This is a genomic window from Cuspidothrix issatschenkoi CHARLIE-1, from assembly GCF_002934005.1.
Classification (GTDB): domain Bacteria; phylum Cyanobacteriota; class Cyanobacteriia; order Cyanobacteriales; family Nostocaceae; genus Cuspidothrix; species Cuspidothrix issatschenkoi.
On sequence record NZ_PGEM01000077.1, the window covers coordinates 1 to 16,876 of the forward strand.

At 38.0% G+C, this 16,876-nt stretch carries 15 protein-coding genes and 1 tRNA gene; 8 read left to right on the forward strand and 8 right to left on the reverse strand.

All coding sequences use genetic code 11. The annotated features are described in order from the left end of the window. Positions 1–371 precede the first annotated feature (371 nt). The gene (locus tag CUN59_RS11255) at positions 372–2,729 is read left to right on the forward strand and encodes a ComEC/Rec2 family competence protein (RefSeq protein ID WP_104387923.1); all 2,358 of its coding nucleotides are present in this window, start codon (positions 372–374) and stop codon (positions 2,727–2,729) included. 93 nt (positions 2,730–2,822) lie between these two features. Here the strand turns inward: CUN59_RS11255 and CUN59_RS11260 are convergent, their stop codons facing one another. Both CUN59_RS11260 and ychF read right to left on the reverse strand, forming a co-directional pair. Continuing rightward, the gene (locus CUN59_RS11260) at positions 2,823–3,296 is read right to left on the reverse strand and encodes a TspO/MBR family protein (protein WP_104387924.1); all 474 of its coding nucleotides are present in this window, start codon (positions 3,294–3,296) and stop codon (positions 2,823–2,825) included. 192 nt (positions 3,297–3,488) lie between these two features. Further along, complete coding sequence (gene ychF, locus CUN59_RS11265) at positions 3,489–4,580, reverse strand: redox-regulated ATPase YchF (protein WP_104387925.1); 1,092 nt, start codon at positions 4,578–4,580, stop codon at positions 3,489–3,491. 288 nt (positions 4,581–4,868) lie between these two features. On the opposite strand from ychF, the gene CUN59_RS11270 reads away from it, so the two are divergent. Next, on the forward strand, positions 4,869–5,057 hold the full coding sequence (locus CUN59_RS11270) for a hypothetical protein (protein ID WP_104387926.1): 189 nt from the start codon (positions 4,869–4,871) through the stop codon (positions 5,055–5,057). A gap of 95 nt (positions 5,058–5,152) precedes the next feature. On the opposite strand, the gene CUN59_RS11275 is transcribed toward CUN59_RS11270, so the two are convergent. Then, positions 5,153–5,467 carry a hypothetical protein gene (locus tag CUN59_RS11275; RefSeq protein WP_104387927.1) on the reverse strand — a complete coding sequence of 105 codons (315 nt, stop codon included), beginning with the start codon at positions 5,465–5,467 and terminating at the stop codon, positions 5,153–5,155. 38 nt (positions 5,468–5,505) lie between these two features. After that, positions 5,506–6,051 (reverse strand): hypothetical protein, encoded by a 546-nt coding sequence (locus CUN59_RS11280; RefSeq protein ID WP_104387956.1) that lies wholly within the window; start codon positions 6,049–6,051, stop codon positions 5,506–5,508. Positions 6,052–6,366: 315 nt separating this feature from the next. On the opposite strand from CUN59_RS11280, the gene CUN59_RS11285 reads away from it, so the two are divergent. The 3 genes from CUN59_RS11285 to CUN59_RS11295 all read left to right on the forward strand — a co-directional run bounded on the left by CUN59_RS11285 (position 6,367) and on the right by CUN59_RS11295 (position 8,382). Next, positions 6,367–7,110 (forward strand): M50 family metallopeptidase, encoded by a 744-nt coding sequence (locus CUN59_RS11285; protein ID WP_104387928.1) that lies wholly within the window; start codon positions 6,367–6,369, stop codon positions 7,108–7,110. A 67-nt stretch (positions 7,111–7,177) separates the two neighbouring features. Next, entirely contained in the window at positions 7,178–8,275 is a 1,098-nt protein-coding gene (locus CUN59_RS11290; RefSeq protein ID WP_104387929.1) for a tocopherol cyclase family protein, read from the forward strand. Positions 8,276–8,308: 33 nt separating this feature from the next. After that, positions 8,309–8,382 (forward strand) — tRNA-Arg (locus tag CUN59_RS11295). Between the two features lie 289 nt (positions 8,383–8,671). On the opposite strand, the gene CUN59_RS11300 is transcribed toward CUN59_RS11295, so the two are convergent. From CUN59_RS11300 to CUN59_RS11310, 3 genes are all read right to left on the reverse strand, one after another. After that, entirely contained in the window at positions 8,672–9,712 is a 1,041-nt protein-coding gene (locus CUN59_RS11300; RefSeq protein WP_104387930.1) for a 3-deoxy-7-phosphoheptulonate synthase, read from the reverse strand. Between the two features lie 281 nt (positions 9,713–9,993). Further along, positions 9,994–10,371, reverse strand: coding sequence for a DUF1823 family protein (locus tag CUN59_RS11305; RefSeq protein WP_104387957.1), 378 nt, complete (start codon positions 10,369–10,371; stop codon positions 9,994–9,996). Between the two features lie 78 nt (positions 10,372–10,449). After that, positions 10,450–11,238: a dienelactone hydrolase family protein gene (locus CUN59_RS11310; RefSeq protein ID WP_104387931.1), complete on the reverse strand. Its 789-nt coding sequence runs from the start codon at positions 11,236–11,238 to the stop codon at positions 10,450–10,452. A 152-nt stretch (positions 11,239–11,390) separates the two neighbouring features. Here CUN59_RS11310 and CUN59_RS11315 point away from each other — a divergent pair, with 152 nt between their 5' ends. After that, a complete protein-coding gene (locus CUN59_RS11315; RefSeq protein WP_104387932.1) occupies positions 11,391–13,496 on the forward strand; it encodes a M3 family metallopeptidase in 2,106 nt (701 codons plus the stop codon). 53 nt (positions 13,497–13,549) lie between these two features. Here CUN59_RS11315 and CUN59_RS11320 read toward each other — a convergent pair whose 3' ends face one another. Next, entirely contained in the window at positions 13,550–13,786 is a 237-nt protein-coding gene (locus tag CUN59_RS11320) for a hypothetical protein (RefSeq protein WP_104387933.1), read from the reverse strand. 382 nt (positions 13,787–14,168) lie between these two features. Here CUN59_RS11320 and CUN59_RS11325 point away from each other — a divergent pair, with 382 nt between their 5' ends. Together CUN59_RS11325 and thrC are read left to right on the forward strand one after the other, a co-directional pair. Beyond that, positions 14,169–15,155, forward strand: coding sequence for a cyanophycin synthetase (locus tag CUN59_RS11325; RefSeq protein WP_104387934.1), 987 nt, complete (start codon positions 14,169–14,171; stop codon positions 15,153–15,155). A gap of 348 nt (positions 15,156–15,503) precedes the next feature. Continuing rightward, entirely contained in the window at positions 15,504–16,808 is a 1,305-nt protein-coding gene (gene thrC / locus CUN59_RS11330; protein WP_104387935.1) for a threonine synthase, read from the forward strand. Positions 16,809–16,876: the final 68 nt, after the last annotated feature.

Consider the following 16,876-nt stretch of genomic DNA (forward strand, 5'->3'; position numbering starts at 1 on the left):
GAGGAAATATCAAATCGTTGAAAGCATTTATATTCCATCCGGTTAGCGTCAAGAAATTATTAACCAGCTAATCATAAGTAATTATTATCTATACTATGTCTGCTGATTAAGTATTGGGAATCAAAAAGTATTCTATACTGCACAGTATTTGGCGATCTCCCTTCAGGAAAAAACTTTTTGGTTTACTGCTAGGAAGTACGGTGCTATTGATTATGTTCGTTCATGCGGTATTAGGTTTGAATTTAGGTATTTCTTTGTGATGTTGTGATTGCCAAAGCTACCAGAGATGAATTATTTGTGTAGAAAACAAATTCAATTTTGATATTGATGCTGTATTTTCTATACTGGGTGCTTTGGCAATTAAATTTTTTATGATGCAGACGAGTGGAATAATTATCTGTCTTAGTTATATTTTGGGTTTGCTAGTGACGGCAATTCCTTGGAGCGGTGTGGGAATGTTGCTGTTGGGTGTGGTGGGGGCGGTTTTATTTCCGAGAATTGTGCGAAAATTTGCCCTGAAAAAAGAAGTTGGTGTGGGTAAAACAAAGGCGGCAGTTAATAACTGGGTGGGTACTCCCCATCCTAGAATATGGGTGATAGCTGGGTTGGTGGGTTATTTGGCGAGTGTGTATTTGCAGTGGCGATCGCCCCAACCAGGAATACAAGATATTAGTCAGTTTATTGCTGAAGATGGTGGTAATGTTGAACAAGTGGTGATTGTCCGGGGCTTGGTAGATAGTAATCCCCGGATCACTCGTAGTCAACGAGGACAATTTTGGCTAACAGCAACTCAGTTAAATCTGGTGAACAATGATAGGAAAGCACTTCAAGGAACGGCGGGAAAATCAAAGGGGGTAACTGGTAGGTTATATGTGACCGTGCCGATATTGCAATCTACAGGGTTATATCCTGGACAGCAAATTGCGGTGACGGGATTTTTGTATAAACCCACAGCAGCTTTAAATCCTGGTGGTTTTGATTTTCAGAAATATCTGCGGCAGGAGGAAACTTTTGCGGGTTTAGTTGGTAGCCAGATTAAAATTTTGGACGATGAACGTCCTTGGGGATGGTGGCAACTGCGTCAGCAAATTGTGCGATCGCAAGCTCGGTTATTAGGTGTTCCTGAAGGTCCTCTTGTTAGTGCAATGGTTTTAGGTGGTAAGGCTGTTGATTTACCTTATGATATTCGGGATTTATTTGTTAACACTGGTTTAGCTCCGGCTTTAGCTGCATCTGGGTTTCAAACTTCTCTAATTTTGGGTATAGTTTTACAGTTAACAAAACGTACAAATAAAGCGACGCAGATTACTCTGGGTGGCTTGAGTTTAATCGTATTTTTGTTTTTAGTAGGTTTTGAACCTGCGGTGTTAAGAGCCGTAATTATGGGTTTTGCGGTTTTAATAGGTTTGGCTTTGGAAAGAGGCATTAAACAATTAGGATCTTTATTAATAGCTGCAACATTATTATTGTTGTTTAATCCTTTATGGATTTGGAATTTAGGTTTTCAATTGAGTTTTTTGGCAACTTTGGGTTTAGTCGTTACATCACCACCAATTATTCAAAGGTTAGATTGGCTACCACCTGCGATCGCTGCTTTAATTTCTGCACCTTTAGCAGCGACAATTTGGACTTTACCACGACTGCTAGAGTTTGCTTGTGTAATTATAGTTTACAGTATACCTCTGAGTATTTTGACCACACCATTTATTTCTATTATTAGTATTGGGGGAATGATTACTGGTTTAATAAGTTTAATTTCTCCAAATTTAGGTGGTAATTTAGCCAGTCTCTTATATTATCCTACCCATTGGTTAATTCAAATGGTAGAATTTTTTGATAATTTACCAGGAAGTCAGATACCTGTTGGGAGTATATCAATTGGGCAAATGTTGACTATCTACATTTTAATTATTTTAGTTTGGTTATTGCCGTGGTGGCAAAAACGGTGGTGGTTTGCGGGTTCAATAGCTGTAGGTTTGGTATTGATTCCTGTGTGGTATTCTGCTAATAATCTGGTGAGAATTACTTTATTAGAAACGAGAACAGAACCAGTTTTAGTAATTCAAGATCGTGGGAATATTGCTTTAATTAATAGTGGTGATGACGGGACGGGCAGATTTACTATTTTACCATTTCTAAGACAACAAGGCATAAATCAAATTAATTGGGCGATCGCTAGTAAGTTTCCTGGTTCTACCCATGATGCTTGGTTGGAAATTCTGCACAGTCTACCAATTAAAAATTTATATGACTATAACCCGAATTTAGAAAACAATCTTGAAACTCAGGTATTACAACAGCAACTACAAAAACAGCAAGGAATTTATCAAAATTTAGAAGTTGGACAACCTATAAATACGCCGACAATTATGGGACGATTAATTAATAATCAAGTACCAATTTTAAAACTACAAATGTTTAATCAAACTTGGTTGTTAGTGGGGAGTATTAAAGCTCGACAAATTGCCGAATTGGTGAAAACAGGAGAATTGTTTTCTCCACAGGTCTTATGGTGTCCATCAGAATCTTTACAAGATTTAGTTACAGCACTAAAACCACAAGTTGCGATTGCTCCTGGTAGTAATTTAGATAATAAAGCATTATCTTTTTTAAATAAAGGACAAACAAAGATTTTCTTAACTGGTAAAGATGGGGCAATTCAATGGACACCCAATGGCAATTTTCAATCTTTCATCCAAACAACAGAAAATAAATCTTCCGTTTTGTAATATCAATAATTTTAGGAAATCAGATCCCGAACTTATATAAAAAGACCGGGATCTTTTTATTGATAACTAATGTTAGAACTGTTATAGAATGAGTTAGGCAGCTTCAGGATTAAGACGACTCATTTGCCATGTTGTGTATGTACCGATGGGACTCCAAAGTAAATAAGGAAATAATAGTAATGCTGCTGGCAAAGATACTGATACAACTGTTAGGGTAATTAACAGGCAAATGAGTAATCCTGTACCACCAAGAATTGTACCAATGGTGAGACTACGAAGACGTAACATGACAGGGGTATAAGCTATGGTAAATATCTCTAATAAGAGGTATAAAGCCATCATTAAGCGGGTTGAATCAGTATTGGGATTGTGTTCCCAAATGATGTAAGCTGACCAAGCACCACAGATAAATATTACAGTCCAAATTAGGGGGATTAGTGATTCAAAGGTCAGCCATTTAGGTCTTTTAAGTTGTCGAAACCATTGACTTTTATTTGGTGTAATACAGTTACCAATAAAGCCGACTAATAATACTATACCACCAATGATTAGCCAAGATTTAATCATAATTGCCTTGGTGTTAACTTCCAGATAAGTATGATATCACCTAAGTAGGTTAGCGTTAAAAATTGTCGTTATAGCAGGTAAAAAGGTTGTACCTCATTTGAATGAAATATGCTGTATCTATTGGTAAAACTTTAATCGAGGTTGGTGGGCATTGCCCACCCTCGCAAGTAATTTCCGAGTTGGAAATAATGCTTAAACGTTAAACCGGAATAACATCACATCCCCTTCTTGGACGATATACTCCTTACCTTCACTTCTGACTAAACCTTTTTCCTTAGCGCCATTCATCGAACCATAGGTAACTAAATCATTATAAGCTACAGTTTCAGCGCGAATAAAACCGCGTTCAAAGTCAGAGTGAATGACTCCTGCTGCTTGGGGTGCAGACATTCCGGCATGAATTGTCCAAGCGCGGGTTTCTTTTGGTCCACAGGTGAAATATGTCCGTAAACCTAAAAGACTGTAAGTTGCACGAATTAAAGATTTTAAACCGCCTTCTTTCACACCCAAAGATTCCAGAAAATCAGCTTTATCTGCTTCGGGTAATTCTACTAATTCCGCTTCTACTTGTGCGGAAACTATGACAACTTGGGCATTCTCAGCAGATGCAACTGATCGGACTTTTTCCACAAAATCATTACCAGTTGCTAGGTCATCTTCAGAAACGTTAGCAGCGTAAATAATTGGTTTATTGGTAAGTAGTCCTAAGCCTTTAATAATTGCGGTTTCTTCTTCATTTAAACTGACTTGACGGACAGATTTACCTTCATTTAAAGCAACTGCTAATTTTTCTAACACTGTAATTTCAAATTGTGCATCTTTGCTGGTGCGTGCGAGTTTGCGCGTTCTATCAATGCGGCGTTCAATTTGAAATAAATCTGATAAACCAAGTTCTAAATTAATGATTTCAATATCTCGTACTGGGTCTACAGAACCGGCAACGTGAATGATATCATCATTTTCAAAACAACGGACAACATGAACGATGGCATCAACTTCGCGGATGTGAGATAAAAATTGATTACCAAGTCCTTCTCCTTGACTTGCTCCTTTAACTAAACCGGCGATATCTACAAATTCTACCCGTGCAGGTATAATTTGTTCAGAGCTAGCAATTTTAGCAAGAACGTTTAACCGGTCATCTGGTACTGAGACAATGCCAACATTCGGTTCAATGGTACAAAATGGGAAGTTAGCCGCTTCGGCTTTAGCATTAGCGACTACAGCGTTAAATAAGGTTGATTTTCCGACGTTGGGAAGTCCGACAATTCCGGCTCTTAGCATTTTAGATTTGGATTTTGGTTTTAACTATAAAGATATAGCAGGTGACAGGTAACAGGTGACAGGTGACAGAGTGGAAAGTCTGTTCGTGTAGTTGGGAATTATGAGGGTATTTGCGATCGCAACTATCACTATTGTATCTTTTTCCTGTCAGCTATTAATCTATTTTAGACAGATTACCATTTTTTCTGTTGTCTGTGGGAGTTCTGAGGAAAACAAGAATCATCAGGAAAAACAATAGTTTTTGAGGAAATATGCTTTGATTAAGGTAGAAAACCACAACTATGCACTATGCCTATCAAAGTTCATCTAGTTGTCATTATCTATGATATTACCTTGTTGGTATTTTATACGGAATCAGAGTGCTGGGAGTTTCGCTTAATTAGTTCTGGTGGTGAGGTTTTTGGGGAGCAGCGAATTTACTACAGTCCAGAAGCAGCAGAAAAGGCTGGACGTGAGTGGATTTATCAGGGATATTAATTATGGAGGTAAATTTGGATCAAAAATAGTTATTCTTGAGACTAGAAAGAGGCTTTCTCAGATAGGGGAAAGGAAAATTTTGCTTCTTTTCCCTTTTAGTCTTTTTGTGCATCATGATCAAATAATTCTATTAAGCCAACTGTCCCAACAAAAAAAGTATAAACTGCATATTGGAATGCTATTTTATCTTTAGACGGTGCATAATAGGCAGCAATAATACTTTCTAGAAAATGTGCTGATAGTGCCACATGAGCAAGTATTAATGCTGGATTAAGAAAAACAGGTAATTGACTATTAGTTATGACTGTTTGGATGTTCCATAATTCTAAACCCACACCACTTGTGATGAGGGGGATAGAGATAAATTTGACGATAGGAAATAGTTTGGTTTTGATTTCTTTTAAGTTCATGATGAGTTATGCAACTGGTGATCGGTAAATTAATTTACTCAAAGAGCAGGAGTAGGAGAACGTAACCAAACTTTACTTTGATTATTCATCTGAATACTACAAGCAGAGGGACTTTTGGTATTAGTAAAGTTACAAGTATAAGTGGCTAAACGTTCTTTTTGATAGTCAAAGATGCGGATATTATAACCTGACTTACTGGCCATAGTTCCTAAACGATTAACAAACACATATCTTTCTACATAATCTAATAAACTCCAAATTTGCTGGTTAACAATTAAATCTACTCTTGGTGGTTCTTTTGTTGTTGATGGGTAAGCTATCCAATTATCTAAAAGTTTAGTTTCTGAGTTTTCTTTAGCCCACCATAAACTAGGAACTGTCAATTTTTGAGGATGAATCGTTTTCGCTGTGATAATATTATCTTTAGGTTGGTTCAGTAATTCTAATTCTAAAGGTGCATTAGAAGGTAAGGAAATATTTTCAGCTTTTGAGGGAAGAATAGGTAAAAAAGAAGATATTGCCAGGCTAAAAATTGCTAAAAATAGGGGCTGTTTGTGGCTGGTAAATAATATATTTCTAGTCATTGTCATTAATAATGCAAATTAACTATTTAGGAATTACCGCAAGTGTCACACCAAAAAATTTGTTGTAGGGTGCGTCAGATATCAACAATTCGGTGATTTACGTAACTTATGCTCTCTGACGTGGTTGGTGAGATTGCCGAACCACACCCTACCAATATGCGAGTTGTGTAAGTTATATATTAAACTAGTGTACTGCTTAGTTTGCTAAAAAGACGTTAATTTTTAGAAGAATTTTACTAATTTTGATAAAAGTCAATTAATATGAATTAAAGAATACTCTGTTAATTAGTGTAATTACTGCAAGGATAGTTACTAATGAGAGAACCAAATCACAATATTAAGTTCCTATTTACTCCAGACACTCCAGCAGAATTAGAACAAATGGGGTTAACCTGGTTAGTAGCAGCAGCTATCATCACAGCAGTCATTTGGCAAATACCCATAGGAAATTATATTTTATATCCATTTTCTATTCTAGCAACTTGGTTTCACGAAATGGGTCATGGCCTGATGGTCTTGATGTTGGGAGGACAGTTTCAAAAATTAGAAATTTTTAGTAATGGTTCTGGTGTAGCTCATTATACTTTAAGCAGAACCTGGGGATATCTGGGTATGGGATTAGTTGCTGCTTCGGGTCCTATGGGGCCACCTGTTGCCGGTGCAAGCTTAATTCTTGCCTCTCGCAGCTTGAAAACCGCTTCCTGGAGTTTAAAAATTTTAGGTGGGTTTTTACTTTTATCTACATTAATTTGGGTGCGTTCTTGGTTTGGTTTTGTGGCCATTCCCCTGTTAGGTTCAATAATATTGGGAGTTGCATTAAAAACACCTCTATGGTTCCAAGGGTTTGCAATTCAGTTTTTGGGTGTACAAGCTTGTATAAGTACCTATCATCAACTTGATTATTTATTTACTTATACTGCCGGTCCGTTGGGATTATCCGATACAGGACAAATGCAGCGATATTTGTTTTTACCTTATTGGTTTTGGGGTTTATTAATGGCGATCGCCTCTTTAATCATCTTAATTCAAAGTTTGCGGGTTGCCTATGCCACGAAATAGTCATATCTCGACCACCGCTCACCACGGGCAACGCACATACTCAAAAATAACCCAAAACACACCATCTATGCTGAGTATTCCCCAAAACCTCCTCAATTTCACCCAAACCCCCCACAGTGGCTATCATTGGGATGGTAGTAGTCGGCGCTTCTTTGAAGGTTGGTATTACCGCGTTACATTGCCCGAAATTGGGCAAACCATCGCCTTCATGTACTCTATCGAAGATCCCATTGGTAATCAGCCTTACAGTGGCGGTGCAGCCCAAATCCTGGGCATAAATGATGAGTACCTTTGTCGCACCTTTCCCGATGTCAAAAAATTTTGGGCGAATCGGGATATTTTAGGATTAGGGCATTGGGGAAAAACCAACCTACAAGTTTCTCCTTTGTATCTTATTCCCAGTGAATTTACTCACCATATCCAAGAAGGTTATCAAGCCACAGCCACCCTAAACCAAGGTATCATCACCGATCCCGCCACTGGTAATTATTGCCGATGGGAGTATGAAATTAAACCTGTATATGCTTGGGGCAATGACAATAGTTTTCAGCAATCAACTGCCGGCTGGCTATCATTTTCCCAGATATTTGAACCAGGTTGGCAAATTTTAATGGCTCATGGTTTAGCCACCGGTTGGATAAATTGGCATGGTAAAATTTATGAATTTAAAAACGCCCCAGCATACGCAGAAAAAAATTGGGGTGGTGCATTTCCGCAAAAATGGTTTTGGCTAAATTGCAATTCTTTTATTAACGAACCTGACCTAGCTTTAACCGCCGGTGGTGGCAGGCGTGGTGTATTATGGTGGATGGAATCCGTCGCCATGATTGGTATTCACCACCGAGGCAAATTTTATGAATTTGTCCCCTGGAACTCAGAAGTAAAATGGCAAATTCAGCCTTGGGGTAGATGGCAAATGCAAGCCAAAAACCTAAACTACGAAGTTGAGCTTATAGGAACTACCAATCTACCAGGGACTCCTCTCCGCGCACCGACAACCAATGGTTTAGCCTTCTGTTGTCGAGATACAATGCAAGGAACACTAAATTTAGAATTACGAGAACTAAATGGCGGCAAGTCTAAGGTTATCCTCAATGCCAGCAGTCATCTTTGCGGGTTAGAAATTGGTGGTGATGATTGGGATCAACACTGGCAGTCTCACTAAAAATACTGCTATGATAGTATTTTGTTGATCTTTGGGGTTGTAGCTCAGTTGGATAGAGCGAGCGCCTCCTAAGCGCTAGGCCGTGCGTTCGATCCGCACCAATCCCGTTTATATATGTATATAGGGCTTGCTGAATAAACCAAAAACCTAGATATATTAAGAGTTTCAGGCTTAAAAAAGTGAATTAGGTGCAAGGAATAAGCATTGAAACCATTAAAAACCTATCACTTTCTCAGATTCGAGACTATTCTTATCTCCTCCTAATTCTTCCTCCTGACTCGGTGACTCGGTGACTCGGTGACTCCTAGCCCTCACGAAAAGACTTTTTCAGCAAGCCCTATATAGTCCGTCCTGGTCAGGAAGATCCCAGATGGGCAGGGTTTCCCGCCCCTAATGCTATAATTTAGCGTGAGCAGCCAAAATAATTCTTTCTGTTTCTTCCCAACTGATACATTTATCAGTCACGGAAACACCATATTTTAAGTCTTCACGATTTCCTGTAATCGGTTGACCACCTTCATATAAATTTGATTCTAGCATCATTCCTACAATAGAACTATTACCATCTAGTATTTGCTGAATAATATTCTCAAAAACAGTAGATTGTAATCTGTAATCTTTATTGGTGTTACCATGACTACAATCAACAACTATTCTCGGTGATAAGTTAGCAGCTTTTAATTGTTCTTCCACTAATGTGATATTGTCCGCGTCAAAATTAGGCTGATTTCCTCCCCGCAAAATTACATGACCATGAGCATTTCCCCTAGTTTGAAATACACTCACTTGTCCCTTTTGATTAATCCCCAGAAAATTATGGGAAGTTTTCGCTGATTTGAGGGCATTTACAGCTACTTGAATATTACCATCTGTACCATTTTTAAACCCCACAGGCATAGATAAACCACTAGCCATTTCTCGGTGTGTCTGTGATTCTGTTGTTCTTGCGCCAATAGCTGACCAAGAGACTAATTCACTGATATATTGAGGGATAATAGGATCAAGTGCTTCTGTAGCAGTTGGTAATCCTAATTCTGTCAGATTTAATAATAAGCTTCTAGCAATTAATATCCCTTTTTCTACATTAAAAGAATCATCCATTTCTGGATCATTAATTAATCCTTTCCAACCTACAGTAGTTCTGGGCTTTTCAAAATAAACCCGCATAATTAAGAGCAGTTTATCCTTCACTTTTTCCGCTAAAGCTTGCAATTTTTCTCCATATTCTATTGCTGCTTTCGGATCATGTATTGAACAAGGCCCAACTACAATAAATTTACGCCGATCTTGAAAATCTAGAATATTTTCTATTTCTTGTCTGAATTTTAAAATTGTATTTTCAGCAGTTTTGGTTAAAGGTAATTTTGCTTTCACTTCATTAGGAGTTAATAAAACATGAGAACTCTTAATGTTGGTGTTAATTAGTTTGTGGATCATGGCAGAAATCTCTGGATTTGTGTTATACGGTAGTAATCCTAAAATATCTGTGAAAACGTTTTTTATTCTTTTTAAACCTAAAGTAGTTTGTCTAAAAAACAGGTTACACAAACTCAGATCAGATTACTATATGCAAGGGTCGAATATATTAATATACACATTTTTTCAGGAAAATACAAGCAAAATCCGTGTTGTTTCCATAACATCTAGATATAAAGGGTAATATCCCCAACCTAAAACAAGTCAGGAATATTTTTGAATAGTGGCTATATTTTGCAAAATTACTCAATTTTACCAGTGGTGATTAACATATAACTTAATAACCAATTTGCGGATGTAGCTCTGCGAGTTTGTCGAGGTCCAAATTCACCAATTTTGTAACCCTTAAAACCGAGTTTTTCTTTGAGTAGTTGTTTATTTTCCCTAGGAATAGAACGGGTTAATTTCATAATTGCTGGACGAGAGTCAATAAAATCCGGTGGTTGTGGATATTCATCTCGCCATTCTAGTGCTACTTCACTATTAGTCCATGTGTCTATAATCGGATCATAACGATAACCCAGGTGATACCACAATAATTTCTTGACAGTATCATCATCAATTGTATCGTTAATAATTCCCCAAATTGTTTGCGTATTTAGTGGTGGAAGATTAGACATAATTTTTAGGGAATAGTTGACAGGTAACAAGAGAAATTTTTCTTTCTTCTTCCTCCTGAACTCCTGACTCCTGCTATATTACTTACCGAAAATTTCTGCAAAAAACTGCCGCATAGCTTGCCAAGAGCGCTGATCTGCTATTGGATTATAGAGAGCGCCTTTAGGATTATTTTTGGCTTCTGGGTTGGTAAAAGAATGAAGCACACCGCCATAGGATATTAATTGCCAGTCTACATTACCGAGACGCATTTCTCTGGCAAAATCTTGTACTTGCTCTTCTGGAACATAGGGATCATCAGCACCATGTAATACTAATACCTTGGCTTTAATATTTTTTGCATCGTTAGGATTAGGTGTATCGAGATTACCATGAAAACTGACTACACCACTAATATTTACACCACTTCGCCCTAATTCTAGGACTGTACCACCACCAAAACAGTAACCAATGGCAGCAATGCGTTTAGAGTCTGTTAGGGGATACTTTTGTAAAACATGTAAAGCAGCTTTAACTCGTTCACGGAGTAATTTTCGGTCTTGGCGATAAATAGTTGCTTGTTTGCCTGATTCTTCTATGTTTTTTGGTCTAATTCCTTTACCATAGATATCGGCGGCAAAAGCCACATATCCTAACTTGGCTAGCTGTTCAGTGCGTTTTTTCGCATAGGACTGTAAACCATTCCATTCATGAACTACTAATACACCAGGACGTTTAATTTTAATTGCATCATCATAAGCAAGATATCCTTCTAGTATAGTATTATCTTGTTTATATTCAATAGTTTTAGTTTTAATTGCTGCTAATACATGACTAGAACTCAATAACAGAATTGTAGGTGTAAGCAATACAGAAAGTAAAAATTTCATAACTTTGATTTAAGTAGATAAAATTGATTATCCTGAATTATGTTCGCAAAAATCGCCAAAATAAATGTAATGGTTCGGAAAATTATTGGTAAAAATTATTATTTTTAACTAGCATAAATTATGCTATATTAGTCTGCTATTAACTCACTACCATGCGTGCAACTGCTACTATTTATCAGAATCCTCTACTTCAGGGCTGTGGACTACCTCCATTTACTGATATTAAACCAGAGCAAGTCGAACCAGCGTTTAGTCATCTGTTAGCAGAACTGGAAAAAGAATTAGCTCGTTTAGAAACCAATATAGAACCTACTTGGAGTGGCTTAGTAGAACCTTTAGAAAAGCTGACAGAAAAACTTAATTGGAGTTGGGGAATACTGAATCATTTAATGGGTGTGAAAAACAGCCCAGAGCTACGTATTGCCTATGAAAAGGTACAGCCACAAGTAATTCAGTTTATGAATACCCTAGGACAAAGTAAACCAATTTACAATGCTTTTAAAACAATTCGTAATAGTCTGATTTGGGAAAGTTTAGCTTCAGCCCAACAGAGAATTATCAAAGCTGCTATTCGAGATGCAGAATTGTCTGGTGTGGGGTTAGAAGGAGAAGATAGAGAGCGTTTTAACATTATCCAGATGGAACTGGCAGAACTAGCAACTAGATTTGCTAATCATGTTCTAGATGCGACTAAAGGGTTTATTTTAGTTCTCACCACACCCGTAGACATTGATGGCTTACCAAGTAGCTTATTGAGTCTTGCAGCCCAAGCCGCGCGTGCTGCTGGAGAAGAAAATGCCACACCAGAACATGGTCCTTGGCATATCACTTTAGATTTTCCCAGTTATTTCCCATTCATGCAGCACAGTACCCGTAGAGATTTACGAGAGAAACTTTATAAAGCTTATATTACTCGTGCATCTTTTGGGGAATTAGATAATAATCCTTTAATTATCCGCATTTTAGAATTAAGACAAGAACTAGCTCAATTAATTGGTTTTAATAGTTTTGCTGAACTCAGTTTAGCCAGTAAGATGGCTAAGGATGTTCAATCTGTCGAAAAACTGTTAGAAGAACTCCGCCAAGCTAGTTATGATGCTGCTGTCAAAGATTTAGAAAAACTCAAAACCTTTGCTAAAAGCAAGGGTTCACCGGAAGCCGATAATTTACAACATTGGGATATTGCCTTTTGGGCTGAACGTCAACGGGAAGAAAAATTTGCCTTTACCTCCGAAGAGTTACGTCCCTATTTTCCGCTACCGCAAGTCCTAGATGGCTTATTTGGGTTGGTGAAAAGGCTCTTTGATGTAACAGTGACTCCGGCTGATGGTCAAGCTCCTATTTGGCATGAGGATGTGCGTTATTTCCAAATTGCTGATAAAGATGGTGAACCCATTGCCTATTTTTACCTAGATGCTTATAGTCGCCCCGCAGAAAAGCGTGGTGGTGCTTGGATGGATACTTGTATTCATCGGCGCGAAATGAGAGAAAATGACACTACCACAATTCGCCTACCTGTAGCTTATTTGATTTGTAATCAAACTCCACCTGTGGACGGTAATCCTAGTTTGATGGCCTTTGATGAAGTTGAGACATTGTTCCATGAATTTGGCCATGGCTTACATCACATGATGACAAAGGTAGATTACCTGGGAGCAGCAGGTATTAATAACGTTGAATGGGATGCGGTGGAATTACCGAGCCAGTTTATGGAAAATTGGTGTTATGACCGCAAAACCTTGTTTGGCATGGCGAAACACTATGAAACTGGTGAGCCACTACCAGAGCATTATTACCAAAAGTTGTTGGCCGCACGTAACTATATGAGTGGTTCAGCAATGTTGCGGCAACTGGACTTTAGTAGTGTTGATTTGGAATTACACTATCGTTATTCTCCCCATGGTCAGGAAACTATAGCAGATGTGCGACAACGGATTGCTAAGTTAACAACTGTGTTACCACCATTACCAGAGGATGCTTTTCTGTGCGCTTTTGGTCATATTTTTGAAGGTGGTTATGCAGCAGGATACTATAGCTATAAATGGGCTGAAGTTCTCAGTGCTGATGCTTTTGCTGCTTTTGAGGAAGCTGGTTTGGAAGATGAAGCCGCTATCCAAGCTATTGGCAGACGTTACCGAGATACGGTATTAGCTTTAGGTGGCAGTCAGCACCCAATGGATGTCTTTAAAACCTTCCGGGGGCGAGAACCCAGTACCAAGGCTTTGCTCAAACACAATGGACTACTGACTACTGTCTAGTCTGGCAATTGGCACAGGAGATGAGAAGAATAGACCTCTTGTCTCTTGCCAGCTTAAATTACAACTTCTTCTCGCTGACAATCAAAGAAAAGCTCAAATACACCATCAGGAATTAATTGACGGATGTGTTGAATATAACCTTCTGCATCGGAACGACTGCGAAACCGGGCAACAATGACCTTTTCCTCTTCGGCAACAATTCGAGCTATAGCCCAAGCATTCAGCCTTTTTCTGTAGGCAATAGCTTGATTTTCTGAATTGCTATTTTTGTAATCCGTGTTTTGTGGCATGATTATTTTATGCGTATGAACTTGAGTGAAGGGCGTTAGTATGTCTCTGAAACAAAGATGTACTAGCGTCTTTTATTAATGCCACCTTGTTATTACATATTTTCACAATTGTCAAGATGTGGTGCAACAACTTTTCTACTGATAACTTTGAGTTTTATTGGATGCCAACCAATATTTACTGAGTAAATTAGTGTTTAAATGTACATAGTATATCAAAGGAGATTGCAAGTAGTCGTGCAAAATAAATTTCATATTCAGGAAAGGTGACAGGTGCTTATCATCTGTACCTAATCTCAATGATTTGAGGTTTTGAAGTTAGAAACATTTACGACTTTTGCGATCCATTTTCAGGCTGATTTGTAGATAATCTGAGAAAATAACAATGCCAATCACATCTATCATCCAAAAATTAGCATTGCAAATAGGTGCTGTAGTTTTAGTTGAACCAGAATATGAATTAGTTGGTCATATTACGTTTAAAAACGGTAAAAGGTCAGTTTTTAGCCACGCTAAATTGAATATTAACGGTTTTGCTTCCGCAGAATTGGCTAAAGATAAAGCATATAGTAATTTTTTCCTCAAGCAGTTTGGATATAGAGTCACAGAGGGAAAGACTTTTTTTAATGATCATTTATGTGCTAAATTAGCCCATCCCAGAAATATTGATGATGGATTTGATTATGCTCAGAAACTAGGCTTTCCTGTAATCGTTAAACCTTTGAATCTTAGTCAAGGGGTATTAGTTACCAAGGTATATAATCAAGCGGAATATTATCATGTAGCCAAGAAAATATTCCGAATCAAACCAGGTTTGATTGTAGAAAAATTTTATAGTGGTAATGACTATAGAATTCTGGTTTTAGACAATGAAATTATTGCTGCTTATCAAAGAGTTCCTCTGTTTATCGTAGGTGATGGTAAATCTAACATTTTAGAGTTGCTACAACAAAAACAAGAAAAATTTATGAATATGGGGAGAACGAAAATTATCAAATTTGATGATTTTCGGATTTCTCAAAAATTACAAACCCAAAATCTCAATTTGGATAGTGTCATTCCAGCAAATGATATTATTTATCTGTTGGATAGCGCGAATTTATCCAGTGGTGGTGAGGCAGTAGACTTTTCTGAAAGCATTCATTCTGACTTTCAAAAATTAGCAATTAATATTACCAAAGATATGGGACTGAGATTATCAGGGGTGGATATTCTCGCCGATGATATAACCAGTCCTATGGTAGATTATACTTTGATTGAGGTAAATGGTTCTCCTGGGTTAAATCACTATGCTGCTAGTAGTGAGGTAGCAGCGCGGAAAGTAGAAAACTTGTATTTGAAGATTCTCAAAATTCTAGAGAATGAGAGTTAGGTCTACAAGCAATACCCATGAATGAAATTAATAGCCGATAAATAACTATAGGACTTACGCATTGATAGGAAATACCAAATATTTGTACGGTGCGTAAGTCCCAATAGCAGTCCTTAGAGGATATCTGAAAAGTTTTCCATGTATAAATCAATCTCTATCTAAACCTCTTCTCGTTTCCAAGAAAGGCTAGGAAATCCTGATTCCTATGAATCAAATGCCTCATAAATAGACATCTCCAACATCATTAGGCAACTAAACCCGACAAAAATAGTCGGGTATGTTTGACGTTGATTTTGCCTCGTGCTACTATCATTTCAAAGTTGACGGACATCCAGGGAAAGGGAAATTATGACTCAGGCAATTACAAACCTCAACCAAGCCAACGCATCTATTCTCAAGGCTTTGAAGTGTAAAGAGTGTGGTGCAGAATACGAACTTCAAGCCACTCATGTATGTGAGTTGTGTTTTGGACCTCTAGAAGTTAAATATGATTACAATGTACTCAAAAGCTTGGTTAGTAGAGAAACTATAGAAGCAGGTCCTAATTCTATTTGGCGCTACCGTCACTTTTTACCCGTTGCTACAGATAATTATATAGATGTCGGTACAGGGATGACTCCCTTGGTGCGTTCTCACCGTCTTGCCCGTCGCCTGGGTCTAAATAAACTTTATATTAAAAATGATGCTGTAAATATGCCTACCCTGAGCTTTAAGGATCGGGTGGTGTCAGTCGCACTCAGCAGAGCGAGAGAATTAGGCTTTACTACTGTTTCCTGTGCTAGTACCGGCAACCTAGCAAATTCTACCGCAGCGATCGCCGCCTATGCTGGTTTAGATTGCTGTGTATTCATTCCCTCGGATTTAGAAGCTGGTAAAGTATTAGGTAGTTTAATTTACAGTCCTACCCTCATGGCTGTCAAAGGCAACTATGATCAAGTTAATCGTCTTTGCTCAGAAGTAGCTAATACACACGGTTGGGGTTTCGTCAATATTAACCTGCGTCCTTACTACTCCGAAGGTTCTAAAACATTAGGCTTTGAAGTTGCAGAACAACTAGGTTGGGAACTGCCAGATCATATAGTTGCACCTTTAGCATCTGGTTCTTTATTCACCAAAATTTATAAAGGCTTCCAAGAGTTTACAGAAGTTGGTTTAGTAGAAGGTAAAAAAGTCCGTTTTAGTGGTGCACAAGCGGAAGGTTGTTCTCCCATCGCTACCGCATTTAAAGAAGGTAGAGACTTTATTCAACCAGTTAAACCCAACACAATAGCAAAATCAATTGCTATTGGCAACCCTGCGGATGGAGTATATGCTGTAGAAATAGCCCAAAAAACCAACGGTAATATTGAATCAGTTAATGATGCAGAAATTATCGAAGGTATCAAGCTATTAGCAGAAACCGAGGGCATTTTTACCGAAACCGCCGGCGGTACAACCATTGCGGTGCTAAAAAAATTAGTCGAAGCTGGCAAAATTGATCCCGATGAAACCACAGTTGTTTACATCACTGGTAATGGTTTAAAAACCCAGGAAGCAATTCAAGGCTATATTGGCGAACCTTTAACAATTGATGCCAAACTAGACAGTTTTGAACGAGCTTTAGAAAGATCCCGCACACTTGATCGCTTAGAGTGGCAACAAGTTCTAGTTTAATTATTTCACCACATAACTTTAGGGATTTAGTAATGCTAAGTCCATACCAAACAAATTAGTCACTAACA